The sequence below is a fragment of the Streptomyces sp. NPDC015532 genome (assembly GCF_043078065.1).
Lineage (GTDB): Bacteria > Actinomycetota > Actinomycetes > Streptomycetales > Streptomycetaceae > Streptomyces.
The window spans coordinates 588,776-614,368 of the sequence record NZ_JBIBSY010000001.1 but is presented as its reverse complement, the minus strand read 5'-3'; the positions used below and the strand labels follow the sequence as shown (position 1 = coordinate 614,368).

At 72.0% G+C, this 25,593-nt stretch carries 24 protein-coding genes; 12 read left to right on the top strand and 12 right to left on the bottom strand.

From position 1 onward, the window contains the following. Positions 1 to 59: 59 nt before the first annotated feature. The 3 genes from recO to ACF07B_RS02570 form a co-directional block, all read right to left on the bottom strand. On the bottom strand, positions 60 to 806 hold the full coding sequence (gene recO / locus ACF07B_RS02580) for a DNA repair protein RecO (protein ID WP_339129238.1): 747 nt from the start codon (positions 804 to 806) through the stop codon (positions 60 to 62). A 149-nt stretch (positions 807 to 955) separates the two neighbouring features. Then, a complete protein-coding gene (locus ACF07B_RS02575; protein WP_369483026.1) occupies positions 956 to 1,171 on the bottom strand; it encodes a hypothetical protein in 216 nt (71 codons plus the stop codon). Between the two features lie 5 nt (positions 1,172 to 1,176). Further along, complete coding sequence (locus ACF07B_RS02570; RefSeq protein WP_328452692.1) at positions 1,177 to 1,335, bottom strand: hypothetical protein; 159 nt, start codon at positions 1,333 to 1,335, stop codon at positions 1,177 to 1,179. A 242-nt stretch (positions 1,336 to 1,577) separates the two neighbouring features. Between ACF07B_RS02570 and ACF07B_RS02565 the strand changes: the two genes are divergently transcribed. Beyond that, the gene (locus tag ACF07B_RS02565) at positions 1,578 to 2,411 is read left to right on the top strand and encodes a helix-turn-helix domain-containing protein (RefSeq protein WP_392177485.1); all 834 of its coding nucleotides are present in this window, start codon (positions 1,578 to 1,580) and stop codon (positions 2,409 to 2,411) included. Beyond that, positions 2,393 to 2,587 (top strand): DUF397 domain-containing protein, encoded by a 195-nt coding sequence (locus tag ACF07B_RS02560; RefSeq protein ID WP_392177484.1) that lies wholly within the window; start codon positions 2,393 to 2,395, stop codon positions 2,585 to 2,587. Before ACF07B_RS02565 ends, ACF07B_RS02560 begins: the two co-directional genes overlap by 19 nt. 40 nt (positions 2,588 to 2,627) lie before the next feature. Here the strand turns inward: ACF07B_RS02560 and ACF07B_RS02555 are convergent, their stop codons facing one another. Then, the gene (locus ACF07B_RS02555; RefSeq protein WP_392177946.1) at positions 2,628 to 3,038 is read right to left on the bottom strand and encodes a protein-tyrosine phosphatase family protein; all 411 of its coding nucleotides are present in this window, start codon (positions 3,036 to 3,038) and stop codon (positions 2,628 to 2,630) included. Between the two features lie 146 nt (positions 3,039 to 3,184). Next, entirely contained in the window at positions 3,185 to 3,925 is a 741-nt protein-coding gene (locus ACF07B_RS02550; RefSeq protein WP_369483056.1) for a FadR/GntR family transcriptional regulator, read from the bottom strand. Between the two features lie 270 nt (positions 3,926 to 4,195). Between ACF07B_RS02550 and ACF07B_RS02545 the strand changes: the two genes are divergently transcribed. Genes ACF07B_RS02545 through ACF07B_RS02525 form a run of 5 tightly spaced genes read left to right on the top strand, consistent with a single transcriptional unit; the run spans position 4,196 to position 10,846 of the window. Continuing rightward, positions 4,196 to 5,824 (top strand): ABC transporter substrate-binding protein, encoded by a 1,629-nt coding sequence (locus ACF07B_RS02545; RefSeq protein WP_392177483.1) that lies wholly within the window; start codon positions 4,196 to 4,198, stop codon positions 5,822 to 5,824. Positions 5,825 to 5,843: 19 nt separating this feature from the next. Further along, on the top strand, positions 5,844 to 6,806 hold the full coding sequence (locus ACF07B_RS02540; protein WP_369483030.1) for an ABC transporter permease: 963 nt from the start codon (positions 5,844 to 5,846) through the stop codon (positions 6,804 to 6,806). Further along, the gene (locus ACF07B_RS02535; RefSeq protein WP_392177482.1) at positions 6,803 to 8,779 is read left to right on the top strand and encodes a dipeptide/oligopeptide/nickel ABC transporter permease/ATP-binding protein; all 1,977 of its coding nucleotides are present in this window, start codon (positions 6,803 to 6,805) and stop codon (positions 8,777 to 8,779) included. The genes ACF07B_RS02540 and ACF07B_RS02535 overlap by 4 nt, the downstream gene beginning before the upstream one ends. 31 nt (positions 8,780 to 8,810) lie before the next feature. Then, positions 8,811 to 9,911 (top strand): oligopeptide/dipeptide ABC transporter ATP-binding protein, encoded by a 1,101-nt coding sequence (locus ACF07B_RS02530; RefSeq protein WP_369483032.1) that lies wholly within the window; start codon positions 8,811 to 8,813, stop codon positions 9,909 to 9,911. Next, positions 9,911 to 10,846 carry a dihydrodipicolinate synthase family protein gene (locus ACF07B_RS02525; protein ID WP_392177481.1) on the top strand — a complete coding sequence of 312 codons (936 nt, stop codon included), beginning with the start codon at positions 9,911 to 9,913 and terminating at the stop codon, positions 10,844 to 10,846. Before ACF07B_RS02530 ends, ACF07B_RS02525 begins: the two co-directional genes overlap by 1 nt. Here ACF07B_RS02525 and ACF07B_RS02520 read toward each other — a convergent pair. The 6 genes from ACF07B_RS02520 to leuA all read right to left on the bottom strand — a co-directional run bounded on the left by ACF07B_RS02520 (position 10,749) and on the right by leuA (position 19,243). Further along, positions 10,749 to 12,086, bottom strand: coding sequence for an exo-alpha-sialidase (locus ACF07B_RS02520; RefSeq protein ID WP_392177480.1), 1,338 nt, complete (start codon positions 12,084 to 12,086; stop codon positions 10,749 to 10,751). The two genes, ACF07B_RS02525 and ACF07B_RS02520, sit on opposite strands and share 98 nt — an antisense overlap. Positions 12,087 to 12,277: 191 nt before the next feature. Then, on the bottom strand, positions 12,278 to 12,955 hold the full coding sequence (locus tag ACF07B_RS02515; protein ID WP_392177479.1) for a response regulator: 678 nt from the start codon (positions 12,953 to 12,955) through the stop codon (positions 12,278 to 12,280). Then, the gene (locus ACF07B_RS02510) at positions 12,952 to 14,292 is read right to left on the bottom strand and encodes a sensor histidine kinase (RefSeq protein WP_392177945.1); all 1,341 of its coding nucleotides are present in this window, start codon (positions 14,290 to 14,292) and stop codon (positions 12,952 to 12,954) included. The genes ACF07B_RS02515 and ACF07B_RS02510 overlap by 4 nt, the downstream gene beginning before the upstream one ends. A gap of 84 nt (positions 14,293 to 14,376) precedes the next feature. After that, positions 14,377 to 16,458 carry an MMPL family transporter gene (locus ACF07B_RS02505; RefSeq protein WP_369483037.1) on the bottom strand — a complete coding sequence of 694 codons (2,082 nt, stop codon included), beginning with the start codon at positions 16,456 to 16,458 and terminating at the stop codon, positions 14,377 to 14,379. 155 nt (positions 16,459 to 16,613) lie between these two features. Further along, positions 16,614 to 17,309 carry a TerB family tellurite resistance protein gene (locus tag ACF07B_RS02500; RefSeq protein ID WP_362390496.1) on the bottom strand — a complete coding sequence of 232 codons (696 nt, stop codon included), beginning with the start codon at positions 17,307 to 17,309 and terminating at the stop codon, positions 16,614 to 16,616. 185 nt (positions 17,310 to 17,494) lie between these two features. Beyond that, positions 17,495 to 19,243 carry a 2-isopropylmalate synthase gene (gene leuA / locus ACF07B_RS02495; RefSeq protein ID WP_392177478.1) on the bottom strand — a complete coding sequence of 583 codons (1,749 nt, stop codon included), beginning with the start codon at positions 19,241 to 19,243 and terminating at the stop codon, positions 17,495 to 17,497. Positions 19,244 to 19,563: 320 nt separating this feature from the next. Here leuA and ACF07B_RS02490 point away from each other — a divergent pair, with 320 nt between their 5' ends. From ACF07B_RS02490 to ACF07B_RS02475, 4 genes are all read left to right on the top strand, one after another. Further along, positions 19,564 to 20,634, top strand: coding sequence for a M4 family metallopeptidase (locus ACF07B_RS02490; protein WP_369483041.1), 1,071 nt, complete (start codon positions 19,564 to 19,566; stop codon positions 20,632 to 20,634). 55 nt (positions 20,635 to 20,689) lie between these two features. Beyond that, complete coding sequence (locus ACF07B_RS02485) at positions 20,690 to 20,956, top strand: protealysin inhibitor emfourin (protein ID WP_392177477.1); 267 nt, start codon at positions 20,690 to 20,692, stop codon at positions 20,954 to 20,956. A 94-nt stretch (positions 20,957 to 21,050) separates the two neighbouring features. Further along, a complete protein-coding gene (locus tag ACF07B_RS02480; RefSeq protein WP_392177476.1) occupies positions 21,051 to 22,355 on the top strand; it encodes a GH1 family beta-glucosidase in 1,305 nt (434 codons plus the stop codon). After that, positions 22,352 to 23,614 (top strand): MFS transporter, encoded by a 1,263-nt coding sequence (locus tag ACF07B_RS02475; RefSeq protein ID WP_369483044.1) that lies wholly within the window; start codon positions 22,352 to 22,354, stop codon positions 23,612 to 23,614. The genes ACF07B_RS02480 and ACF07B_RS02475 overlap by 4 nt, the downstream gene beginning before the upstream one ends. A 99-nt stretch (positions 23,615 to 23,713) precedes the next feature. Here the strand turns inward: ACF07B_RS02475 and ACF07B_RS02470 are convergent, their stop codons facing one another. Further along, positions 23,714 to 24,592 carry an NAD-dependent epimerase/dehydratase family protein gene (locus tag ACF07B_RS02470; protein ID WP_392177475.1) on the bottom strand — a complete coding sequence of 293 codons (879 nt, stop codon included), beginning with the start codon at positions 24,590 to 24,592 and terminating at the stop codon, positions 23,714 to 23,716. A gap of 119 nt (positions 24,593 to 24,711) precedes the next feature. Between ACF07B_RS02470 and ACF07B_RS02465 the strand changes: the two genes are divergently transcribed. Beyond that, on the top strand, positions 24,712 to 25,554 hold the full coding sequence (locus tag ACF07B_RS02465) for a helix-turn-helix transcriptional regulator (RefSeq protein ID WP_392177474.1): 843 nt from the start codon (positions 24,712 to 24,714) through the stop codon (positions 25,552 to 25,554). Positions 25,555 to 25,593: the final 39 nt, after the last annotated feature.

Genomic DNA, 25,593 nt, shown 5'->3' with positions numbered 1-25,593 from the left:
CTGCTTGCTGTCTGTGCTGCTGTGCCGCGCTGCCGCCGCCCCGGTCCGCCGGGCGGCGCCTACTTCTCCACGTACCGCAGGGAGCGCAACCCGCGCTCCAGATGCCAGTGGAGATAGGCCGACACCAGCCCGCTGCCCTCCCGGACGTGCCGCGGCTCGCACGCGTCCGCGGTCTCCCAGTCTCCCGTGAGCAGCGCGCCGAGAAGTTCGAGGGCCTGAGGCGAGGGTACGACGCTGCCGGGCACCCGGCAGTCGACGCAGACGGTTCCTCCCGCGGCGACCGAGAAGAACCGGTTCGGTCCCGGCATGCCGCATTTGGCACAGTCGCTGAAGCTGGGCGCGTATCCGTTGACCGCGAGGGAGCGCAGCAGGAAGGCGTCGAGGACGAGGTGCGGCTCGTGCTCGCCGCGGGCGAGGGTGCGGAGCCCGCCGACCAGCAGCAGATACTGCTGCACCGCGGGCTCCCCCTCGTGGTCGGTGAACCGCTCGGCGGTCTCCAGCATCGCGGTGCCCGCGGTGTAGCGCGGGTAGTCGGTGACGATCCCGCCACCGTACGGAGCGATCGTCTCGCTCTGTGTGCACAGGGGCAGCCCGCGGCCGATGAGTTCACTGCCCCGCGCGAAGAACTGCACGTCCACGTGGGAGAAGGGTTCGAGGCGCGCCCCGAACTTCGACTTGGTCCGGCGGACCCCGCGCGCCACCGCCCGTACACGGCCGTGACCGCGTGTGAGCAGCGTGATGATCCGGTCCGCCTCACCCAGCTTCTGGGTGCGCAGCACGATGCCGTCGTCGCGGAACAGACTCATGCGGCCCATTCTCGCCTACGGCGCACGCGCCCCGGCCCGGATGGGCCGCTTTGCGTCCGGGGCCTTCCCCGGAGCGCCGCCCGGGCCGCCTCACCGCGCCCCGGGAGCACCCCGGGGCCACCCCGGCGCTTCACGGCGCCCCGGCCGGCTCACAGCACCTCGCCGCGGCTGCGGGCGTTGACGTACGCGGTCGCCGCGCTGATCCGCTCCGCCGAGGTCGCCTGGCGGACCGCCTCCGGCACGCAGTCCCACTCCCTGCCGCCGCCGAGCGGCCTGAGCTGTACGTACGGGCCCTCGTGCCCCATGACCACGCCGACCCTGCCCGTACGGGTGTCGACGGCGCAGGAGCCGGTCGCCGGCCGCACGGCCTTCATCGCAGGGCCGCCGCGAGCCTGGCCGCGACCTCGACGGAGCAGCCGCCCAGGACGATCAGCGGACAGGGTGTGTCGCGCGCCACGCTCGCCGGGTCGATCCGCAGGGACGGCAAGGTGATGCCGGCCCGCGCGAGCGCCGTCCGTAAGTCCTGCACAGTTTCCTCCGCCTCTTCGACGCGATGCGCCGAGTCCCGCCGACCGTCAGGTGGCGCGTGTACGTGGGTCTGTCCGTGCGTTCGTCCGTGCGTTGGCGCTTGTGCTCGTGCGTGCTCTTCCTTCACCTGTCTCACCGGCCCCTGTCGATTTCACGCTTCGCATCCTCATCGTGACGCTCCGCATCTAAAATCGGCAGGGTTCCGTCCGCTACAAGCACGGTGCAGTGCAAGGGGGTTGGCCCATGGCCAACGGTTCGCGGCAGGCTGCCTGGGAATTTTTCGGTTCAGAACTGAAACGACGCAGGGAGGACGCGGGTTTCACCCAGGTGGAACTGGGGGCTCGGGTTTTCGTCTCCGGTGGCTATATCGGCCAGTTCGAACAGGCCATCCGCAAGCCGCAGTTGGACGTGGCCCGGCGCATCGACACGCTGCTGCGCGGCGACGGCTTCTTCGAGCGCATGTGGCACAAGCTCATCGACGACAAGCGGTACGCGGGGTATTTCGCGGCGGTCGTCGAACTGGAGCGGACGGCCACGAAGATCGCGGAGTTCGCGCCCGCGCTGGTGCCGGGTCTGTTGCAGACGGCGGGGTATGCGCGCGCGGTCATGCTCGCGGGCAACCCGTTCGCCCCGGACGAGTACATCGAGGAGAAGGTGAGCGCCCGCCGAGAACGGGCGCACATCCTGGACGACACGGGCGTGCCCGTCTACTGGGTGATCCTGCATGAGCAGGTGCTGCGGGTCCCGGTCGGCGGACCGGTGGCGATGGCAGAGCAACTGGACCACGTCATCGGCCTCGTACGGCGACGGCGCGTGCTCGTGCAGGTACTTCCGTACGCGGTGGGGGCGTATCCGCTCATAGGCCGGATGGTCCAGCTCATGGAGTTCCCCGACGCCCCGCCGACGGCCTATACAGAGGCCGTGTATTCCGGCAACCTGCTCGATGAACCGGCCCTGGTTCAGCGGGTACGGGAGGCATACGATCTGCTCAGGGCCGCCGCACTGCCGCCTGACGCGTCCCTGTCTCTGATCGAATCGGCGACGGAGGACCACAGACGATGCGCGAGTACGACCTGAGCCTTACTCAGTGGCGCAAAAGTACTTACAGCGACGACAACGGCGGCAGTTGCCTCGAAGTCGCCGACGGAGTCCCCGGTGTTGTTCCCGTCCGGGACAGCAAGGTGCCGGACGGGCCCGTGCTGCTGATCGGCGCCGCCGCCTGGGCCGCGTTCGTCGCCGGCGTCGAGGGCTGAGCGGGGGCACCCCTCGCACATCGGGCGTCCGTCGGCCCGATCAGTCCTGGGCGCCGAAGCCGCGTACGTACGCGCGCTGCCAGGGAGTCTCCACCGCGTGCCGGTCGTAATGCACACGCACGAACGCCACCGCCTCGCGGGGCGGTACGCCGTCGAGGACGGCGACGCAGGCCAGGGCCGTGCCGGTGCGGCCCCGGCCGCCGAAGCAGGCGATCTCGACGCGTTCGCCGGCGGACCGCCGCCAGGCCTCCGTGAGCACCGAGCGGGCCTCCGCCCGGTCGGCGGGCAGCCGGAAGTCCGGCCAGCGCAGCCAGTGGGCCTCCCAGGGGACCGGGGGCGGCTCCTTGCCGAGCAGATACACGGCGTACGCCGGTTCGGGACCTCCGTCGGCCGGAAGCGGGCGGCGCAGCCCCCGGCCCCGGATCAGCCGTCCGGAAGGCAGCGACAGCACCCCGGCGCCGTCCGGGTCCCAGGTACCGCCGTCGGCGCCGGTGCCTGCTCGCGCGCCGGTCGGCGCGCCGGGTTCGGTTTCGGGTTCGGCCACGGGACCAGCGTAGACCGGTGCGCGGGGGCCGAGCGGTCGGGCGCGGACAGCGTTCAGCTCACGCCGCGGGAGCCCTGGGCGGCGCGCGCCTCGATGCCCCGGAAGTGGTCGGCCATCGCGCGCTGGGCGCCCTCGACGTCCCGTACCCGCAGGGCGGTGAGGATGTCGCGGTGGCGGCGGGCCGTGACCTCCGGGGTGATGTCGTCGGTCCAGCCGCGCACCACGGCGACCCGCCGGAAGACGGTCCAGAACGCGCCGAGCAGCTGGGGAACGAGCGGGTTGCCGAGCGAGGCGTACAGCAACTCGTGGAACCGGCTGTCGAGTTCGGGGAAGGAGCGGCCGTCGTCGCCCGCCGTCTCCATCTCCGTGACGACGGCTTCGAGCCCGTCCAGCTCCTCCTCGGTCAGCACCTGGGCGACCCGGCTTATCAACCCCTCCTCCAGCACCTCGCGGACCTGGAGGATCTCGGCCAGCGCCGCGGTCGGATCGTCCGGACGGGCGAGCGTGCGGAAGGTCAGTCCGTCGACGAACGGCGTCATGGACGCCTCACCCACATAGGTGCCGTAGCCGTGCCGGATCTCGACTATGTCGAGCGCCTGAAGGGCCTTGAGCGCCTCGCGGACCGAGTTGCGGCTCACGCCGAGATCGTTCATCAGCTCGGTCTCGGTGGGCAGCGGCGCCCCGGCCTGAAGTCCCTGGTCGAGGATCAACTGCATGACCTCGCGCTGGATCTGGCTGCTCACCCGGCGCTCGGGCCGGCGCCGGTTCCCGGTCTCCTCAGGCATGCGCCGCATCGTACGCTCGCTGGACATCGGACGTCCCACCTCCGGGCTGATTAAACGCCAAGTTCGGCCAACTGCCCCTGTATTCCAACGCCATTGGTCGCACCTGTGGAAGATACGCCATTCGTGTGCGGGCCCTTGACCCCCTCCGCGCCCCCTCCTAGGGTCGCGCTGCCGTCCATGACGTAGGACGTCGTATCTCCTGCTTCCCGGGCCGGCCGCACCGACCGTTCCACCGCCTCACCGGACCGCTCAACTGGACCACTCCTTGCTGGAGGAACCGTGCGCGACGTGAACCGCACTCCGGCGCCGCACCGCCGGTCGTTCCTGAAGTACACCGGGGCCCTGGGCGCGGCCGCCGCCCTCTCCTCGTCCCTGGCCGCCTGCTCGTCCGGGCCGGAGTCGACCAACGACACCGGCGGCTCGGGCAGCGGCCAGAACGCCACGCTGACGGCCGTGATCGGCTACGGGAACGACGGGAGCTGGGACCCGACGCAGACCGCGTCCGCCTTCTGCATGGCCGCCAACAACCACATCTACGAAGGCCTGCTCGACACCGACCCGATCTCCCGTGAGCCCTACGCCGCGCTCGCCACCCAGGTACCCGCCGACCTCACCGGCACGTCCTGGAAGTTCACGCTGCGCGCCGGTGCCACGTTCCACGACGGGAAGCCGGTCACCGCCGACGACGTGGTCTTCGTCTTCGACCGGATCCTCGATCCCAAGACCCAGACGCTCGCCAAGGGCTTCTTCGCGAGCTGGCTGAGGGAAGTCCGCAAGATCGACGCGCAGAACGTCGAGCTGGTCCTCAAGTTCCCCTTCCCGGAGGGGATCTCCCGGCTCACCCTGGCGAAGATCATGCCCCGGCACGTCTTCTCGCGGCCGGGCGCCTGGGACGACGCGATCAAGGGCAAGGCGGTCGGATCGGGGCCGTACCGGCAGACCGCGCACCATCCGAAGTCCAACACGACCTTCGAGGCGTTCGCCGCCTACAACGGGCCGCGCAGGCCCGCCTTCAAGAAGATGAACTGGCTGACCATAGTGGACGCCGCGCCCCGCGTCGCGAAGATCTCCGGGGCGAGCGCCGGAGCCCAGATCGCCGACAACGTCCCGTACGCCAACATCGCGCGGCTCCGCGAGGGCGGCATGCGCGTCCAGGGCGGCGCGGGCATGAACAACCTGTTCCTGATGTTCAACACCCGGCACAAGCCGTTCGACGACGTGCGCGTCCGGCAGGCGCTGCACTACGCCATCGACACCGACACGTTGGTCGAGGTCGCGCTCAAGGGCCACGGGAAGCCGTCGAGTTCCTTCCTCAACGAGGCCAACCCCTCCTACCGGCCGGCCAGGACGGTCTACTCCTACGACCCGGAGAAGGCGAAGAAGCTCCTGAAGGAGGCCGGGGTCAAGGGGCTGAAGATCGAGATCCTGTCGGTGAACGTGAGCTGGGTCGTCGACTGTCTGCCGACCGTCAAGGCGTCCTGGGACGCGATCGGGGTGCGGACGACACTGTCCCCGCAGGAGACCACGGCCGTGTTCACCAAGATGGACCAGAAGCAGGACTACCAGGTCGTCGCCGCCGCCTCGAACCCCAATCAGTTCGGCCTCGACGCCGACCTGATCATGCACTACAACTACGGCCCCCAGAACCTCTGGATGGGCTACGCCCGCTGGGCCGGTGACCCGGTCGCCAGGCAGCTCTTCAAGGACATGGACCGGGCGACACGGGAACCGGACGCCGACAAGAAGAAGGCGATGATCCAGGACTGCATCGACGTCGTCGCCGAACAGGCCGTGCTCTACCCGGTCGTGCACAACGAGCTGATGACGGCCTGGAATCCGCGCCGGCTCGCGGGGATAAGGCCTCAGCCCTATCCGGGCATCAACCTGCTGCAAGCCACGTGGGTCTAGACGACGGAGGAGTTCGTACGTGGTCGCCATCGTCAGGATCCTGCTGCGCCGCGTGGCGCTGCTCGTACCGCTGATGCTCGGGATCGTCCTGTTCGTCTTCCTGGTGATGCGGTTCTCGGACGTCGACCCGGCGTCCGCGTTCTTCCAGGGGGCCAACCCGACCCCGCGGCAGCTCCACGACTTCAGGGAGAGCAACGGACTGCTCGACCCGCTGCCCGTGCGCTACGTCGACTTCGTGGCGGACCTGCTGCACGGCGACCTGGGCACCAGCGCGCTCACCAGGGCGCCGGTCCTCGAACAGGTCACCACCGCACTGCCGCTCACGCTCCAGCTCACCTTCCTGGGGCTCGGCATCGCGGTGGTGCTGGCACTGCTCGGCGGGGTCACGGCCGCGATCCACCGCGACCGGCTGCCCGACCAGATCATCCGGGTCGTGTCCCTGACCGGCGTCGCCGCACCGGGCTTCTGGCTGGCCCTGCTGATGATCCAGTATCTCGCCGTCGACCAGGGCTGGTTCCCGACCGGCGGCTACATCAACCCGGCCGACTCGCTGTCCGGATGGCTGAAGACGATGGCGCTGCCCGCGCTCGCGCTCTCCCTGCCGGTGGCGGCCCAGCTCACCCGGATCGTGCGGACGTCCGTGGTCGAGGAGCTCGACAAGGACTATGTGCGCACCGCGATCGGCAGCGGGCTGCCGCCCCGGGTGGTCGTCGGGCGCAACGTCCTGCGCAACGCCCTGATGAACCCGCTCACCGTGCTGGGCCTGCGCGTGGGCTATCTGCTGGGCGGGGCGGTCGTCATCGAGACGATCTTCTCGCTGCCCGGCATGGGCAAGCTGATGATCGACGCCGTGCAGAACGGGGACCCGGCCGTCGTGCAGGGCGTGGTGCTGACCACGGCCATGGGCTTCGTGGTCGTGAACCTCGTCATCGACATCCTGTATCTGCTGGTCAACCCCCGGCTGAGGGAGGCGACCCGATGATCACGCGGAAGGATCTCGCGAGGGCTCTCGCCCGGCCCGGAATCCGGCTGCGCGGCTGGCGCAGGCTGCCGCCGCTGTCGAGGATCGCGGTCGGTTTCCTGGCCGTGGTCCTCGTGGTGGCGGTGTTCGCCCCGCTGCTCGCGCCGCACGACCCGCTCGACCAGCAGTCGCAGGCGGACGGCACCGGGCATCCCTCGGCGGACCACTGGATGGGTCAGGACAGCCTCGGCCGGGACATCCTCAGCCGGCTGATGTACGGGGCGCGCTGGTCCCTGGCCATCGGTCTCGGCGCCACCGCGCTCGCCCTGGTCGTGGGAGCACTGCTCGGCGCGCTCGCCGCGACCTCGCGCAAGGCGGTCGACGAGACGCTGATGCGCTGCCTGGACGTGGTGATGGCGTTCCCCGGGATCGCGCTCGCCGCCGTTCTCGTCGCCGTGTTCGGCGGCGGCATCACCGTACTGATCTGCGCGATCGCCTTCCTGTTCACCCCGCCCGTCGCCCGGGTCGTCCGGGCGAACGTCCTCGACCAGTACGGCGAGGACTACGTCACCGCCGAGCAGGTGATCGGCGCCCGCACCCCGCACATCGTGCTGCGGCACGTGGCCGTCAACTGCGCCGCCCCGGTCCTGGTGTTCTGCACCGTGCAGGTCGCCGAGGCGATCGTGTTCGAGGCCTCGCTGTCCTTCATCGGCGCGGGCGTGCGGCCCCCGGACCCGTCCTGGGGCAGCGTCATCGCCGACGGCAAGAACATGGTGCTGACCGGCGGCTGGTGGGCCACCGTCTTCCCGGGCCTGCTGATGCTGGTCACCGTGCTGTCGCTGAACATCCTCTCCGAGGGCGTCTCCGACGCGTGGGCCGCGCCGGCCGCCCGCGGGGTGTCCGTACCTCCCGCCGAGGACCGGCTGGAAGCCCCGGAGCCGGGCAGCGGCACGGTCGTCGAACTGCCGGGACTGGCACAGGCAGCGGCCCGGCTGCGCGCGCGGGCCCGCCCGCCGGTCACGGACGGACAGCCCGTCCTCGCCGTCGAGCGGCTGGCCATCGGCTTCGACGAACGGCACGACGGTGTGGACATCGTCGACGGCATCAGTTTCGAGGTCCACCCCGGCGAAGTCCTGGGCCTGGTGGGCGAGTCGGGCTGCGGGAAGTCGCTGACGGCCCTGGCCGTGATGGGCCTGGAACCGAAGGGCGCCCGGGTCCGCGGCCAGGTCCGGTTCCGGCAGCGGCAGTTGGTCGGCGAGCCGATGCGGGCACGGCGCCGGCTGCTGGGCCACGAGATGGCGATGGTCTACCAGGACGCGCTGTCGTCCCTGAACCCTGCGATGACGATCAGGGCGCAGCTCAAGCAGGTGACACGGCGCGGCGGCCGGCGCACGGCGGCCGAACTGCTCGCCCTGGTCGGCCTCGATCCCGAGCGGACCCTGCGCAGTTACCCCCACGAACTCTCCGGGGGCCAGCGCCAGCGCGTCCTGATCGCGATGGCGCTGTCCCGCGAACCCGCGCTGATCGTCGCGGACGAGCCGACGACGGCCCTGGACGTGACGGTCCAGGCGCAGGTCATGGAGCTGCTGCTGCGCCTGCGGGCGGAACTGGACTTCGCCCTGGTCCTCGTCTCGCACGACCTCGCGCTGATCTCGGCGGTCACCGACCGGGTGGCCGTGATGTACGGCGGCCAGATCGTCGAGACGGGGGTGACGGCGGACCTGGTGGAGTCCCCGGCCCACCACTACACGCGCGGGCTGCTGGGCAGTGTCCTGTCCCTGGAGTCGGCGGCCGAGCGCATGACGCAGATCAAGGGGGTCGTCCCCTCCCCCGCCGGCTTCCCGGCCGGCTGCCGGTTCGCCGACCGGTGTCCGCCGGCGGACGAGGTGTGCCGGACGACGGCGCCGGACCTCGTCGGCACGCGCACGCACACGGCGGCCTGCCACCACCCGGCCGTCGACCTGGTGACCGCGGAGAGCGAGGCCGTGACATGACCATTCCGGCGATGACCCTCGGGGCAGTCGGATGACCGCGCCGGTGCGGGAGGCCGAGATCCACCGGACGGACGCCCTCGTCCGGCTCACCGACGCGCATGTCGTCCACCGGGCGCGCAGCGGTGGTGTGTTCACCCGGGACCGGGTGTACGCGCTGACGGGCGTCGATCTCAGCGTCGCGCCCGGCGAGACGGTCGGCGTCGTCGGCGAGTCGGGCTGCGGCAAGTCGACGCTCGCGAAGGTGCTGGTGGGGGTGCAGCGGCCGGCCTCCGGCACGGTGACCTTCCGCGGCCGCGACCTGTGGTCCCTGAAGCCGGACGAGCGGCGCACGGCCGTCGGCGCGAGCACGGGCATGATCTTCCAGGACCCCTCGACGGCCCTGAACCGCCGGCTGCCCGTGCGCCGGATCCTGCGCGACCCGCTGGATGTGCACCGGCGCGGCAGCGCGGCCGAACGGACCGAACGGGTGAAGGAGCTGATGTCCCTGGTCGGCCTGCCGCGGGCCCTCGCGGACGCGCTGCCCGGCCAGCTCTCCGGCGGTCAGCGCCAGCGGGTGGCGATCGCCCGCGCCCTGGCCCTGGATCCCGGTCTGGTGGTGGCCGACGAGCCGACGAGCGCGCTGGACGTGTCGGTGCGCGCGCAGATCCTCAATCTGCTGCTCGACCTGAGGGAACGCCTCGGCCTGGCCCTGGTGTTCGTGTCCCACGACATCCAGACGGTCCGCCGGATGAGCGACCGGGTGATCACGATGTACCTCGGCCGGATCGTCGAGGAGTGCCCGGCCGACGAGGTCACCGACGGCTCCCGTCACCCGTACACCCGGGCGCTGTTCTCGGCGACCCCGGGTCTGCTTGACCCGATCGAGCCGATCCCGCTGACCGGGCCCGTCCCCTCGGCGACGCGCCCGCCGAGCGGCTGTCCCTTCCGCACCCGGTGCTGGAAGGCGGACGGGGCGTGCGCGACCCGGATGCCGGAGTTCACGGCCGCGTCGGCGCCCGGCCACCGCTTCCGGTGCCACCATCCTGTCGAGGAGGGCCGGTCGACGCGCGCCCTGGTCGCGCAGGCCGAGAGCGCCGCGGAGGCCGCCGCCCCGGCCGACGTTCCGTTCCAGCAGCACCTCAGGGAGCCTTGATGACCTTCCCCGCCCCGCTGACCGGTGTCGTACCGCCCGTCTGCACGCCCCTGACACCGGACCGCGAGGTGGACGTCCCGTCGCTCACCCGGCTGATCGACCACCTGGTGGACGGCGGGGTGCACGGCCTGTTCGTTCTCGGCTCGACGTCCGAGGTGGCCTATCTGACGGACGCGCAGCGCCGACTGGTGGTGGAGACGGCGACCGGGCATGTCGCCGGTCAGCTCCCCGTCCTCGCCGGCGCGATCGACATGACGACCCCGCGCGTCCTGGACCACGCGCGCACCGCCCGCGGCGCGGGCGCCGACGCGATCGTCGTCACGGCCCCCTTCTACACCCGCACCCATCCCGCGGAGACCGACCGCCACTTCCGCCTCGTCGCCGCCCGCGCGTCGCTCCCCGTGTTCGCGTACGACCTGCCGGCCTCCGTGCACACCAAGCTGAGTTCCGAGCTGGTCCTCGAACTCGCCGCCGACGGCGTCCTGGCCGGTCTGAAGGACTCCAGCGGCGACCTCGGCGCCTTCCGCACGGTCGTCACCGGCGCTCGTACGCGCCCCGGCATCGACGGCTTCACCGCGCTCACCGGCTCCGAGGTGATCGTCGACTCGGCCCTGGCCCTGGGCGCGGACGGCGTGGTCCCCGGTCTGGCCAACGTGGACCCGGCGGGCTACGTACGGCTGTACGACCTGTGCGCGGCGGGCGACTGGCAGCGGGCCCGGGCGGAACAGGAGCGGCTGTGCGAGCTGTTCGGCCTGGTGGGCGTCGGCGACCCGGCCCGGATGGGCGGCAGCTCCTCGGCGCTCGGCGCCTTCAAGGCCGCGCTGGCCCTGCGGGGCGTCATCGACTGCCCCGCGACGGCGGAACCCCAGGTGCCGCTGTCGCGGGGCGAGGTGGAGAGGGTCGGGAAGTACCTGGCGTCGGCGGGACTGCTCTGAGCCAGGGCTTGTCCGATGAGCCCTGGCCCAGGAGTCCGCTGAGCGGCAGGCGCCGGAACTCGATCGTCTCGTACGGTCCCGCGTCACCGGTCTCGTAGAGGACGCCGACCCGGGAGGCGCCGAGCTGGACGAGGTCCGAGTAGGCGGCCCGCCGCGTGGACAGGGTGGCCGCCTTCACGAAGGTCGCGCCGCCGGTCGTACCGCGCCAGACGGCCATGGACCGGCGCTCGGTGGGGACCGAGGGGCCGGAGAAGAGGAGCGGGGCGAGACGGCCGGTGAGCTGGAGGACGCTGCCCTGGACGACGGGGACGTCGTTCAGGTCGGGCTGGACGGCGAAGGGGCGGTCCAGGGTCTCGGCGCCATCGCTGGAGTAGGAGTCGAGGCGGTTGCCGGCGCTCGTGCCGTTCTGGTCGCGCGAGGTGAAGTAGAGCCTGCCGTCGGAAAGTTCGGCCACCGAGCTCTCGTTGGCGTTGTCGAGGCCGTCGTAGGAGTCGTCGACGAAGCCGAGCCGCCAGGTGAGCCCGCCGTCGTCGCTGTAGAGCGCGTGCGCTCCGTAGTACCTCGCCTCCTGGCCGGTGTCCGGGGAACCGGCGGGCGGGGCCGCGGAATGGTTGGCGGGCACGACCAGGCGCCCCGCGTGGGGTCCGTGGCGCAGGGCGATCGCGTGGCCGGGCCCGGTGGCGTACCAGCGCCAGCCCGGCGGCTTCACCCGGTCCGTGATGTCCCGCGGGGCGGTGAAGTGCCGCCCGTCGTCCCGGCTGGTCTGGACGAAGACGCGCCGGCTCTGCTCCGCCGTGACCTCGCCGCGCATGATCTGTGCCTCGGTCACCGCACCGCTGTTGTAGGACGTGAGCAGGACGATCCGGCCGGTCCGGGGGTCCACCACCGGCGCCGGGTTGCCGCGGGTGTCGCCGTCCCCGGACGCGACGACCCGCGGCGGGCCCCAGGTGCAGCCGCCGTCGAGGGAGCGCCTGAGGACGACGTCGATGTTCCCGGTGTCGCCCGCGCCGCTGTGCCGTCCCTCGGCGAAGGCGAGCAGCGTGCCGGCCCGGGTCGTGACGGCCGCCGGGATGCGGTACGTGTCGTAGCCGTCCTGGCCCGCGGTGTACGGGACGGAGGAGGCGCAGTCCCCGCCGCCCCGGGGCGCGGCCGAGGCGGGGCCGCCGCCGGCGGCGAGGGCGGTGAGGGTGGTGAGGAGTCCGGTGGCGGCGAACGCGACCATGCGGCTCATGCTGGTCATGACACTCCCTGGACTACGTCGGCTATGTCGGCTGCATCGACTGCCTCGGACTGGGGACATGGGACGTGGGATGTCCCGGTGAACCTAATGTGCCCCCGAGCCGCGGCAATGCCCGTATTCGCAGAGTGTGCTGAAGGGATGTCAGTTCACTCGGGCCGCGCCGTGGGCCGCCGCTGTGGGCCGCCGCCGGGTCAGGCGCGGCCCGTGTCTCCCGGAGCCACCAGGCCCGACTCGTACGCCACGATGACGAGCTGGGTCCGGTCGCGGGCGCCGAGCTTGCCCATGATGCGGCTGACATGGGTCTTCGCCGTGAGCGGACTGAGCCCCAACGCCGCCGCGATCTCGGTGTTGTTGAGGCCGCGCGCGACCAGGGTGAGCACCTCGCGCTCCCGCTCGGAGAGCCCCTCGGGACCGCCCGCCGTGAGTTCGGGAGGGGAGGGGGCGCGCAGGAAGCGGGCGACCAGGCGGGCGGTGGGGCCCGGCGAGAGCAGGGCGTCCCCGGCGGCCACCGTGCGGATCGCGTCGAGGAGTTCGGCCGGCCGGGTGTCCTTGACCAGGAAGCCGGAGGCGCCCGCGCGCAGCGCCTCCACGATGTGCTCGTCGGTGTCGTACGTGGTGAGGACGAGCACCCTGACCCCGGCGAGGCCCTCGTCGGCCGCGATGAGCCGGGTCGCCTCGATGCCGTCCAGGTCGGGCATGCGGATGTCCATCACGACGAGGTCGGCGCGCCCGGTGCGGGCCAGTTCCACCGCCTCCCGCCCGGTGGCCGCCTGCCCGACCACCTCCATGTCCCGCGCGGTCTCCACGAGCATGGCGAACGCGGCCCGTACGAGGTTCTGGTCGTCGGCGAGGACCACGCGGATGGTCATCGGATCCCGCCCTCCCCCGGCCCGGCCACGACCGCGGGACCGCTGTCCCGCGCGGATCCGGGATCCCGTACGGGAACGGAGGCGGCCGGTGCTCCGGACGGGTCCGCGCCGTCCGCCGGTGTCCGGCGCTGCTCCGGCCGCTGATCGGGCACCGTCGCACGCAAGGGCAGTACCGCCACCACCGCGAATCCGCCTTCCTCCCGCGTCCCGGTCTCCACGGTGCCGCCCACACTGCGGGCCCGCTCCCGCATCCCCACCAGGCCGAAGCCGGGCGGGCCGCCCGCGTCGCCCATGCCGTCGTCCGTGACCCTCACGCGCAGCGCCCAGCCGTCCATGTCCAGGTCCACGCGGACGCTCGCCCCGGGGCCCGCGTGCCGTACGGCGTTGGTCAGCGCCTCCTGGACGATGCGATAGGCCGCGGCGCCCACCGCGGTGGGAACACCATCGGCGCCCACCACGGACGCCGCCTCCACGTTCGTGCCCGCCGACCGTGCCGCCGCCACCAGATCGGCCACCGCGTCGAGGCCGGGCAGCGGCCCCCGGCCGTCGCCGCCGCCGCGCTCGGAGTCGCGCAGCACCTCCAGCGTGGTGCGCAGTTCGCCCCGCGCGGTCCGGCAGGTCTCGGCGATGTCGTCGAGTGCCCTGGCGACGGCCGTGCGGTCCAGGCGGTCGGGGGCGGCGGCCAGCACGTGCGCGGCGACGGAGGTCTGCACGCCGATCAGGGTGATGCTGTGGGCGAGCAGATCGTGCAGGTCCCGGGCGATGCGCAGCCGCTCCTCGGCGACCCTGCGGCGGGCCTCCTCCTCGCGGGTGCGTTCGGCACGCTCGGCGCGCTCGACGACCGAGGCGAAATACTGCCCGTGCACCCGGACGTACACACCGAGCACGATGAACGCGACGATCCAGCCGGTGACGCGCAGCGCCTCGGTGCCCTCGGCGGTGCCATGCCCGAACTCGACCGCGAGCATGATCCCGATGACACCGCTGCCGATGACCAGGGAGCGCAGCGGGCTCCCGGTGACGGCGACGGTGAACAGCGCGGTCATCGAGACGAGCAGCGGCGCGCTGTGGTCGAAGTCGAGTGCGTGGTACGGGGCGACGCAGGCGACGAGCCCGAGGAACGCGGCGAGCGGGGCGCGCCGCCGGAAGACCACCGGAAGGTGCGCGGCGATCAGCAGGGTCCAGCCGAGCGCGTCCGGCCGCCGGCCGTCCATGGGCACGGTGAGCGTCACGGCGCTGTCGAGGATCAGCAGCAGGCCCGCGAGGAACGCGTCCTGGCGCAGGACCCGCGCCGGGTCGACGTTGCCCCGGTGCCCGAAGCCGGTCAGGTGCAGCATGCGTTTGACGTCCACCGCTTCATCTTCCGTGAGGGGGCGCCCCCGCGGGAGGCGGGGGCGCCCTGTGTCCGTCCAGGACGCGGGTCAGCCGACGGGGACGGGCTCCTGTCGTCCGGTCTGGTCGGGGTCCGGCTCGCGGGAGAGGCCCCCCGGCCACCACACCTTGCGTCCCAGTGCCACGCTCGCGCTGGTCACCAGGTACGTACGGACGAGGAAGGTGTCGAGCAGGACGCCGACCGCGATGACGAAGCCGAGCTCGACGAGCTGGAGGAGCCCCATGTTCGTGAGCACCGCGAAGGTGGCCGCGAGGACGAGGCCGGCCGAGGCGATCACACCGCCGGTGGTGCGCAGCGCGGTGAGCGCGGCGGCCGCCGGTTCGGCGCCGGAGAGCGATTCCTCCCGCATCCGGTGCATGAGGAAGATTCCGTAGTCGACGCCGAGGGCGACCAGGAACACGAAGGACAGCAGGCCGAGGCCGGGGTCGGTCCCCTCGAACCCGAGCAGCGGACCGAAGACGAGGCCGCCGATGCCGAGTGCCGCTCCCCACACCGCGATGACGGCGGCGACGAGCATCAGGGGCGCCACGAGCGAGCGCAGCAGCAGGACCAGGATCAGCAGCACCGACACGAGCACGATCGGGACGACGACGAGCCGGTCGCGGGCGTTGGTGTCCTGGAGGTCGATCTGCTGGGCGCTCGGGCCGCCGACGTACGAGCCGCGCAGGTCGGCCCGCAGAGCCTTGATCGTGGCGGTCTCGGCCGCCGACTGCGGGGCGCCGCGCGCGATGACGGAGATCTCCGTCCAGCCTCCGCCGCTGCGTCCGCGGTCGGCGCTCGCGACCCCGGTGTGCCCGCGGACGGCGGACAGTGTCGTGTCCGTCCGTCCGGTCGGCGTGATCACGGTGATCGGCTGGGTGCCCCGCCCGGGGTAGGCGCGGGCGAGCGTCTCCATGGCGGCGACCGAGTCGGGCCGGTGGGCGAAGGAGTCCTGCTGCTTGAGCGGGCCGGGCAGGTTCAGGGTGCCGAGGGCGAGCACCCCGAGCAGGGCGGCTCCGCTCGCCAGGACGACGAGCGGCCGGCGGCCGGCCGAGGAACCCATCGCGGCGAACAGGCTCCGCCGTTGCCGGGGCCGACTGCCGTAGGCGGGGACGAGCGGCCAGAACACCCGCCGCCCGAGCAGGACGAGCACGGCGGGCAGCAGGGTCAGCATCGCGACGAGGGCGCAGAGCACCCCGACGGTGCCCGTCGGGCCCATGCCCCGGCTGCTGTTGAGGTCGGCGGCGAGCAGGCAGAGGAGTCCGGCGGCGACGGTCCCGGAGGAGGCGAGCACGGCGGGCCCGCAGCCGCGCAGGGCCTGCTTCATGGCGTCGTAGGGCCGCTCCACGCGCCGCAGTTCCTCCCGGTAGCGGGAGATGATCAGCAGGGCGTAGTCGGTGCCGGCGCCGAAGACGAGGATCGTCATCACGCCCGAGCTCTGTCCTGAGACGCTGGTGCCGAACGCCTGGTGCAGGCCGTAGGCGACGCCCATCGACAGATAGTCGGCCACGCCGGCGACGGCGAGCGGGACGAGCCACAGCAGCGGGCTGCGGTAGATGAGGATCAGCAGGACGGCGACGACGGCGACGGTCGTGTAGAGCAGCGGGCCGCCGAGGGAGTCGTAGACCTCGCCCGCGTCGGTGGCCAGGGCCCCGGGCCCGCCGACGACGACGCTCATCCCGTCCGTCGGCCGGGCCACGTCACGGACGCCGTTCACGAACGCGTCGCGCTTCTTCTCGTCGGTGCCGGGCGCGGTGCTGGCGACCGGGTACATCAGGGTGCTGCCGTCGGAGGACGGCACGGCACGAGGGGTGCCGGTGAGCGGGTTTGCCCGGGTGATCGCGGCGACCTGGCGGGCCGCGGTGTCCCGGTCGGCCGGACGGAGCCCCCCGTCGCGGTGGTACACGAGCACCAGCTCGGTGCTCTCGCCGCCGGGCAGTTGATCCTCGATCTTCGCGACCCGGGTGGAGTCGGCGCTCGACGGCAGATAGTCGACGGCACGGTCGTGCTGCACGTCCGACAGCTTCGCCGCGAACGGGCCGACCACGGCCAGCAGCCCGATCCACAGCGCGAGCACCGCCCACGGCACGGCCCGTCGGCGCGACCGCGTACTTGTCTCTCCGGCCCCCATGGACTGGGCCTCCCTTCGGTCCGGATGTCTGTTTTCCGTGTTCCAGACTTCCGGACCGCGAGATCCCTTTCGTCGCTCGCACGACCGAGCCGGGCCCTACTGCGCCGGGTGTGCGGGGGCGGTCGTTACTCCCTGGGGAGTACGGCGGCGGGCGTCTACGACGGCGTACGGGCCGTTGCCAGGAGGCGGGTCACGTCGTCGGAGCAGATCGTCAGGGCCGCGCCCACGGTGGCGAGGACGTCCCGTTCGGCGGGGGTGTAGGGGCCGTCGGCGAGGGCGATGCGGGCGCCCTGGAGAAGGATCGCCTCACGGCCCGTCGCGGCGAGGTGCGGGGCCAGCGGGTCCAGGGCCTCGTGCAGCTCTATGGCCAGGCTCGCTCCGCAGGGCTCGCCGAAGAAGCGGCCCGTGTCGGCGGCGAGGGCCTCGACGAGGGCGCTGAGCTGGTCCTCGGTGCAGTCGTCGAAGCCGGCCGAGCGGACGGTCGCGGCGGCGGTCTCCAGGGACGAGCGGGCGCAGCCGCCGCCCGTCGCGAGGACCGCGAGGGCGACGGTGTGGACGGCGTCGCGGAGCATCGCGGAGAAGCGGGTGGTGGTGGGGTGGTCGAGGACGTCGGCGCCGTAGTGGCTGCGGCAGGCCGCGCACTCGACGACGGGCCCCGTCTCGCCGCGCGGGAGGACGGGAACACCCAGAAGAGTGAAGCGGCGCCGGCCGGTGAGCCGCTGGTAGTTGCGGTCGCCCCCGCAGCCGGGGCAGAAGAACTCCCCGTCGCCGACGGTGCTCCACGCCGTACGGGAGCCCAGGATGCGGGGAACCTGAACTGCACGACCGTTTCGTCCCCATCCTGGCAGCACGTCGCACACCTCCGTAACGCCACGGCAACATCGCCGCGCTGGCGTGATGTTAGCCACATTGTTGAGGTGTAGTCAGTACCTGGGACGAGACCTGCTTGTGACCTGCACATGGATTGGCCGGGAAACGACCGGGCCCCGCCCGCCTCGAAAGGCGGACGGGGCCGGAAAGAGCCAGGTGAACGAGGTCAGCGGGCGGCGCGGTTGACGGCGGAGACGACGGCCTTCAGCGAGGCGCGTGTCGTATTCGCGTCGATGCCGATTCCCCACAGAACCTTGTCGCCGATCGCGCACTCGATGTAGGAGGCGGCCTGCGCGGAGGCCCCCTCGCTCATCGTGTGCTCCTGGTAGTCCAGCAGGCGTACGTCGATGCCGATGGACTGCAGGGCGTCGAAGAAGGCGGAGATCGGGCCGTTGCCGGTGCCGCTCAGGACGGTGTCCGCGCCGTCGACCGTGGCCTCGACGGTCAGCGTGTCCACGCCGTCCTTGTCCGTGGTGGACTGGCCGGTCCTGACCTGGATGCGGCCCCACGGGTTCGACGGGTTGGGCAGGTACTCGTCCTGGAAGGTCGCCCAGATGTCCTTCGGCGTGACCTCGCCGCCCTCGGCGTCGGTCTTCGCCTGGATGATCTTCGAGAACTCGATCTGCATCCGGCGCGGCAGGTCCAGCTTGTGGTCGTTCTTCAGGACGTACGCGATACCGCCCTTGCCCGACTGCGAGTTGACGCGGATGACGGCCTCGTAGGAACGGCCGACGTCCTTGGGGTCGATGGGCAGGTACGGGACGGCCCACTCGATGTCGTCGACGGTGACGCCCTTCGCGGCCGCCTCGGCCTCCATGGCGTCGAAGCCCTTCTTGATGGCGTCCTGGTGGGAGCCGGAGAAGGACGTGTAGACCAGGTCGCCCACGTACGGGTGGCGCGCGTGGACCTCCATCTGGTTGCAGTACTCCCACGTACGACGGATCTCGTCGATGTCGGAGAAGTCGATCTGCGGGTCGACGCCCTGCGAGAACAGGTTCATGCCCAGGGTGACCAGGTCGACGTTGCCGGTGCGCTCGCCCTGGCCGAACAGACAGCCCTCGACGCGGTCGGCGCCCGCCATCAGGGCCAGCTCGGCGGCGGCGACGGCCGTGCCGCGGTCGTTGTGCGGGTGGATCGACAGACAGACGTACTGGCGGCGGGACAGGTGGCGGCCCATCCACTCGAAGCGGTCCGCGTGCGTGGAGGGCGTCGAACGCTCCACCGTGGCGGGCAGGTTGAGGATGATCTCGCGGCCCGGACCGGGCTGCCAGACGTCCATGACCGCCTCGCAGACCTCCAGGGCGAAGTCCAGCTCGGTGTCGGTGAAGATCTCGGGGCTGTACTGGTAGCCGAACTCGGTCTCGGGGCCCAGCAGTTTCTCCGCGTACTCGACGACCAGGCGCGTGCCGTCGACGGCGATCTGCTTGATGTCGTCCCGGGAGCCGCGGAAGACCACGCGGCGGAAGACCGGGGCGGTGGCGTTGTACAGGTGCACGTTGGCGCGCTTGGCGCCCTTCAGCGACTCGACGGTCCGCTCGATCAGGTCCTCGCGGGCCTGGGTCAGTACGGAGATCGTGACGTCGTCCGGGATCGCGGTCTCGTCCTCGATGATCGAGCGGACGAAGTCGAAGTCCGTCTGGCCCGACGCCGGGAAACCGACCTCGATCTCCTTGTAGCCCATCTTCACCAGCAGGTCGAACATCTCGCGCTTGCGCGCGGGCGACATGGGGTCGATCAGGGCCTGGTTGCCGTCGCGCAGATCCGTGGAGAGCCAGCGGGGGGCGACGGTGATCCGGTTGTTCGGCCAGTCGCGGTCGGCGATGTCGACCTGCTCGTACTGCCCGTACTTGTGGACCGGCATCGACGTGGGACGCTGACGGTTCGGGCGGGTTTGCTGGCTCTGGCTGTTCGCCATGATGCGTAGGCTCCTCAGGATGTCCGAAAGGACGGCCGACGGCGCAACGCCAGACTCCGCGGGGAGGGGGTCGGCCTCGACTACAGGCCCTCGCCGCGGCAGCTAAGGAGAAGCAGCCCGAAACGCATGATGCTCCGCAGCGTAGCGGAGCCGCGCTCCGTACGGAGGGCTGTATCAGTATGCGGGATCGCGCGCCCCGAAAGGGACAAAAAGTGCGCCATACCACTTCCGGGCGGAATCGCAGGCTCCTTATCCTCCCGTTTCACCAATCATGGTTGCACGTAGTGACATATACGTCACTCAGTGCAAGGGTGCCGGGCATGACGACCAACGGGGGCTTCGAGCCCGTCCACTGCACCATCGTTCCGCCCCATGTCCTCGACCGGCTCGCCCGCCACGAGGACCCCGCGCTCTCCGGTCCCGCGCGCCAGACCCTGGAGCGCGACGCCTACGAGCGCACCCACCGCCGGCTGACCACCGTCATCGGCGCGCCCGCCGTCGCCCCGCCCCCCGGCGCCCCCGACCACGCGCCGCACCGCACGATCTACGACGCCCGCCACCGCCAGGACCTCCCCGGCAAGAAGGTGCGCGCGGAAGGCGACAAGCCCGGCAAGGACGCGACCGTCAACCGCGCGTACGCCGGCCTCGGCGCGACCTTCGACCTGTACCTGAACGCCTACGGTCGCACCTCGATCAACGGCGAGGGCCTGCCGCTCGACGCCACCGTGCACTTCGACAGGGACTACAACAACGCCTTCTGGAACGGCGAGCAGATGGTGTTCGGCGACGGCGACGGCGAGATCTTCCTCGACTTCACCCTCCCGGTCGACGTCATCGGCCACGAGCTGACCCACGGCGTCACCCAGTACACGGCGAACCTCACCTACTACGGCCAGCCGGGCGCCCTGAACGAGTCCATGTCGGACGTCTTCGGTTCGCTGATCAAGCAGTACACGCTCGGCCAGACCGCGGGCGAGGCGGACTGGCTGATCGGCGCCGGGCTGCTCGCCTCGCGGGTCACCGGCACCGCCCTGCGCTCCATGAAGGCGCCGGGCACCGCGTACGACGACGACGTGCTCGGCAAGGACCCGCAGCCGGGGACGATGGAGCACTACGTCCGGACCGGCCGGGACAACGGCGGCGTCCACATCAACTCCGGCATCCCCAACCACGCCTTCTACCTCGTCGCCCAGGCCCTCGGCGGCCACGCGTGGGAGCGGGCCGGACAGATCTGGTACGACGTACTGACCGGCGGGGAGCTGCCGGAGCAGGCCCTGTTCTCGGACTTCGCGCGGCTCACCCTCGCCGCGGCGCGGACCCGGTACAACGAGGGGGAGGAACTCCAAGCCGTGACCAAGGCCTGGGAGCAGGTCGGCGTGCCGTCCGCGTAGGCCCGGCGGAAAGCGCCATAGCCCCGGGCGCCCGACTCGTACTAGACAGGACCCCATGCATATCGAAGTGCGGCGCACGGGCGGGTTCGCGGGCATCGAGCGCCGTGCCGAGGTGGACACCGCGGCACGGCCCGACGCCCGCGCATGGCACGCCCTGGCCGAGCGGGCACTCACCGCCGGCCGGGACACGCCCCCGGCCGGCGTCCCGGACGGCTTCCACTACGAGATCACCGTGGACGGCAGGACGGTCCACGCCGCCGACCCGGGACTCACGGAGGACCAGCGTGAGCTGATCTCCCGGGTATTGAAGGAAGGAGCCTGAAAGAAGGAGCCTGAGGGAGGGAGCCTGGACACAGCCGACGGCGGGTTCACGACGACCCGTTGACTTCCGTTACCGCGGGTACAGATGATCGCGCATGGCGACGATCCCCCTCCCGCAGTTCCCGGACGGCTTCCTCTGGGGCGTGTCCACCTCGGCCCATCAGATCGAGGGCGCCGTCGACGAACGCGCCCCCTCGGTGTGGGACACCTTCACCGCCGGGCCCGGACACATCAAGGACGGCTCCACGGCGGCGGTGGCCTGCGACCACGTCCACCGCTACCCCGAGGACGTGGCGCTCCTGGCCGGCCTCGGCGTGGACGCGTACCGCTTCTCGGTGTCCTGGCCCCGGGTGAACTCCCCCGGCGGCCTCGACTTCTACGACCGCCTCGTCGACGCGCTGTGCGCGGCGGGCGTACGGCCGGTGCCGACCCTCTTCCACTGGGACCTGCCGGCGGAGCTGGACTGGACGGACCGGGACACCGCTGAGCGGTTCGCCGAGTACACCTCGGTCGTCGCCGGACGCCTCGGCGACCGCGTCAAGAAGTGGATCACCCTCAACGAGCCGGCCGAACACACCCTGCTGGGCCATGCGCTCGGCGCGCACGCCCCCGGCAAGCGGCTCCTGTTCGACGCGCTGCCGGTGGCCCACCACCAGCTCCTCGCCCACGGTCTGGCCGTACGGGCGCTGCGCGCGGCCGGGGCGGACGACATCGGGATCGCCAACTCGCACGGCCCGACCTGGGCGGCCTCGGACCGTCCCGAGGACGTGGAGGCGGCCGACTTCTACGACCTCCTGCTCAACCGTCTCTTCGCCGACCCCGTCCTGCTCGGCCGGTACCCCGAAGGCATCGACGCGCTGATGCCCGGTGACGTCGAGGCCGACCTGAAGATCATCGGCGAGCGGGTCGACTGGTACGGGATCAACTACTACCAGCCGACGAAGGTGGGCGCCCCCGAGGGAGCCGAGATCGAGTTCGGCGGACTCACCCTGCCCGCCGAACTGCCCTTCACCGTCAAGGAGCTGGAGGGATACCCGGTCACCGACTTCGGCTGGCCGGTGGTGCCAGAGGCGCTCACCGAACTGCTCGTCGGCTTCCGCGAGCGCTACGGCGACCGGCTCCCGCCCGTCGTCATCACCGAGAACGGCTGCTCGTACGACGGCATCGACGACCAGGAGCGGATCGCCTTCCTGGACGGTCATGTCCGGGCTCTGCACCGGGCGCTGGAACAGGGCGTCGACGTACGCGGCTACTTCGTCTGGTCGCTGATGGACAACTTCGAGTGGGCGGAGGGGTACGCGCGCCGCTTCGGCCTCGTGCACGTCGACTTCGACACCCTGGAGCGGACCCCGAAGGCCTCGTACGGCTGGCTGCGGGACGCCTTGCGGGCCCAGAGATGACGGCCGCCGACCCGGTCGTACCCGCGGCGGCCCTCGCCGAGCCCGTCGAACGGGTCGGCCGGGGCTGGACCTCGGCGCTCTCGCTCGCCAACGGGGCGATCTGGGTGGGCTGGTACGGCCCGCTGCAGATCCTGCTCGCCTCCCAGGCGGAGGACTTCGCTCCCGGTACCGGCATGTCCAAGGAGACGATGCTGGCCTGGGTGACGGGTGCGGGCGCGGTCGTCTCGCTGGTCGCCAACCCGCTCTTCGGCGCGCTGTCCGACCGTACGACCGCGCGGTGGGGCCGCCGCACGCCGTGGATCGTGGCCGGGGCGGCCGGCGGCGCGCTGTCCCTGCTGCTCCTCGCGGGAGCGGGCGGCGTGTGGACGATGGCGGCGGGCTGGTGTCTGGTCCAGCTCACCCTGAACGCCGCGTTCGCCGCCGTCACCGCGGCCGTGCCCGACCGGGTGCCGCGGCTCCAGCGCGGCAGCGTGGGCGGCTGGCTGGGGGCGGCCCAGATCCTCGGCGTGGTCGTGGGCACGGGGCTCGCGACGGTCGCCGGGGGCATCGGCGGCGGGTACGCGGCGTGCGCGGTGTTCACCCTGGTGGGCGTCCTGCCGTACGTCCTGCGCCACGAGGACCTGCGGCTGCCGGTGTCGGCCCGGCCACCTTGGTCGGGGCGGGCGTTCCTCGCCTCCTTCCGGCTCAGCCCGCGCGAACACCCCGACCTGGCGTGGGCCTGGCTGACCCGCTTCCTGATCAACCTCAGCAACGCCCTCGTGCTGCTGTACCTGCTCTACTACCTGCGGGACCGGCTGCGTCTGGACGACCCCGAACAGGGCGTGCTCGTCCTCACGGCGGTGAACGGGCTCACGCTGCTCGCCACCGTGGTGGTGGGCGGGGTGTGGTCGGACCGGCTCGGCCGCCGCAAACCGTTCGTGATCTGGTCCGGCGTCCTGATGGCGGTGGCCACGGCGGCGCTGGCCTCCTGGCAGACCTGGCCCGGCGCGATCGCCGCCGCGGCCGTCCTCGGCATCGGCTTCGGCGTCTTCACCTCCGTCGACTTCGCCCTGATGACCGACGTCCTGCCGAAGGCCCTCGACCGCGGCAAGGACCTCGGCGTCATCAACATCGCCAACGCCCTCCCCCAGGTCGCGGCCCCCGTACTGGCGGCCCCGATCGTGACGTACCTGGGGGGCTACCGCGTCCTGTACCTGGTCGCGGCGGTGATCGGCCTCGCGGGGGCGGTGCTGGTGGTGCGGATCAAGGGGGTGGACTGAGGGGGTGGACGGAGGGGCCGGCCCCGGTCACTGGGCCGGCCGTCGGCCCGGTCGGAGTGCCGGTCAGCGGGCCGGTCAGCGGGCCGGTCAGCGGGCCGGTCACAGGGCCCCGGCGTCCCTGGCCGTCCACAGGGACGGGTACACCGGGCGGAAGCCCAGGTCGTGGCGGATGCGGTCGGTGGACACGACGCCGTGCCAGGGGTCGGGGTCGGTGCGCTCGTAGAGGGCGGGCGGTACCTCGACGCCGTTGATCCGGTGCAGGTCGACGGTGGTGACGGGGGCGTCGTCGGCGATGTTGTAAATCCGGTTGCCGCCCACCCCCGGGGCGTACAGCAGGCGGAGCAGCCCCTGGGCCACGTCCACGTGGTGGACCATCTGGAGCCGCTGTCCGGCGGCCCAGTGCGCGGCCCACCTCATCGACGCGGCGAGATGGGGATCACCCTCCCCGTACACGAAGGCGAGCCGGCCGACGCGGACGTCCATGCCGTCCTCCAGCGCGAGCAGGCCGCGCTCCGCCTCCGCCTTGGCCGCCGGGTAGGCACCCCACATCCCGCCGCCGGGCACGCTCGGGTCGTCCTCGCTCAGCGGGCGGCCCCGGCCCGTTCCGTACACCAGGTTGGTGCTGACCTGCACGAACCTGCGCACACCCGAGGAGACGGAGGCGCGGCCCAGTTCCAGCGCGGCGTCGCGGTTGACCGCCCAGGCCTCCTCGTCCGGCACCCCGCGGAAGGCGGCCGCGATGTTCACCACCGCGTCGACGCCCGCGAGGGCCTTGCCCAGGGCCTCGGCGTCACGCAGGTCCCCGAGGACGGCCTCCGGCCGGAGGCCGGTCGGGCCGGTGACGTCCGCCAGGGCCGCGGCCCGGGTTTCGTCGCGGACCAGGACCCGTACCCGGTCGCCGGGGGGTGTCCGCTGCAGAAGGCGGGGCACGAAGCGCCGTCCGACCTCGCCGGTGGTTCCGGTCACCAGTGTCAGCATGTTCTGCTCCTCTCGTCGGCCTCCACCGTCCCCCCGTGCCGGACGAAGCGGGAGAGACCTCCTGATCCAGGGACCGGCGGTCCCTGGATGGAACCGGCGGTCCGCGTCACGCTGGAGAGATGGACCGAACCGAGCTCGCCGACTTCCTGCGCCGCGGCCGCGCCCGGCTGGAGCCCTCCGACGTGGGGCTCCCGGCCGGCTCCCGGCGCCGCACCCCCGGCCTGCGCCGCGAGGAGGTGGCGGCACTCGCGGGCATGTCCGTGGACTACTACACCCGCCTCGAACAGTCGCGCGGGCCGCACCCCTCCCGCCAGATGCTGGGCGCGCTGGCGCGGGCCCTGCGCCTCACCGGCGACGAGCGGGACCACCTCTTCCACCTGGCCGGCGAGGAGCCGCCGCGGGCCACCAGCGCGTCGCCGCACGTCCGCCCCGGGCTGCTGCTGATCCTCGACCGGCTGCACGACGCGCCCGCCCACGTCGTGACCGACTACGGCGAACTGCTCGCGCAGAACGCGATGTCGGCGGCGCTGACGGGCGGGACGGAGCCCGGGGAGAACCTCGTGCGGCGGTTCTTCACCGACCCGCGGGGCCACACGCTCTTCCCGCCCGAGGACCGTCCCGAGCACGCCCGCTCCCATGTCGCCAACCTCCGCGCGGTCACGGCGGCCCGCCCCGACGACCCCGCACCCGCCGCCCTGGTGGCCGAACTCCACTCCACGAGTGCGGAGTTCGCGACCCTCTGGGAGTCCCACGAGGTGGCCGTGCGGCGCTCGGCGACGAAGCGCTTCCTGCACCCCACGGTCGGTCTGCTGGAACTGGACTGCGAGGTGCTGCTCAGCTCCGGCGACCACCAGTTCCTCATCGTGCACACGGCACGGCCGGGAACCGAGTCCCACGAGCGTCTCCGGCTGCTGCGTGTGGTCGGCCTGCAGAACATGGCCCCGGCCACCGGTCGCCGGTGAACTCCCGGGCCCGGGAGCCAACTTCGGCCACTTTCTCCA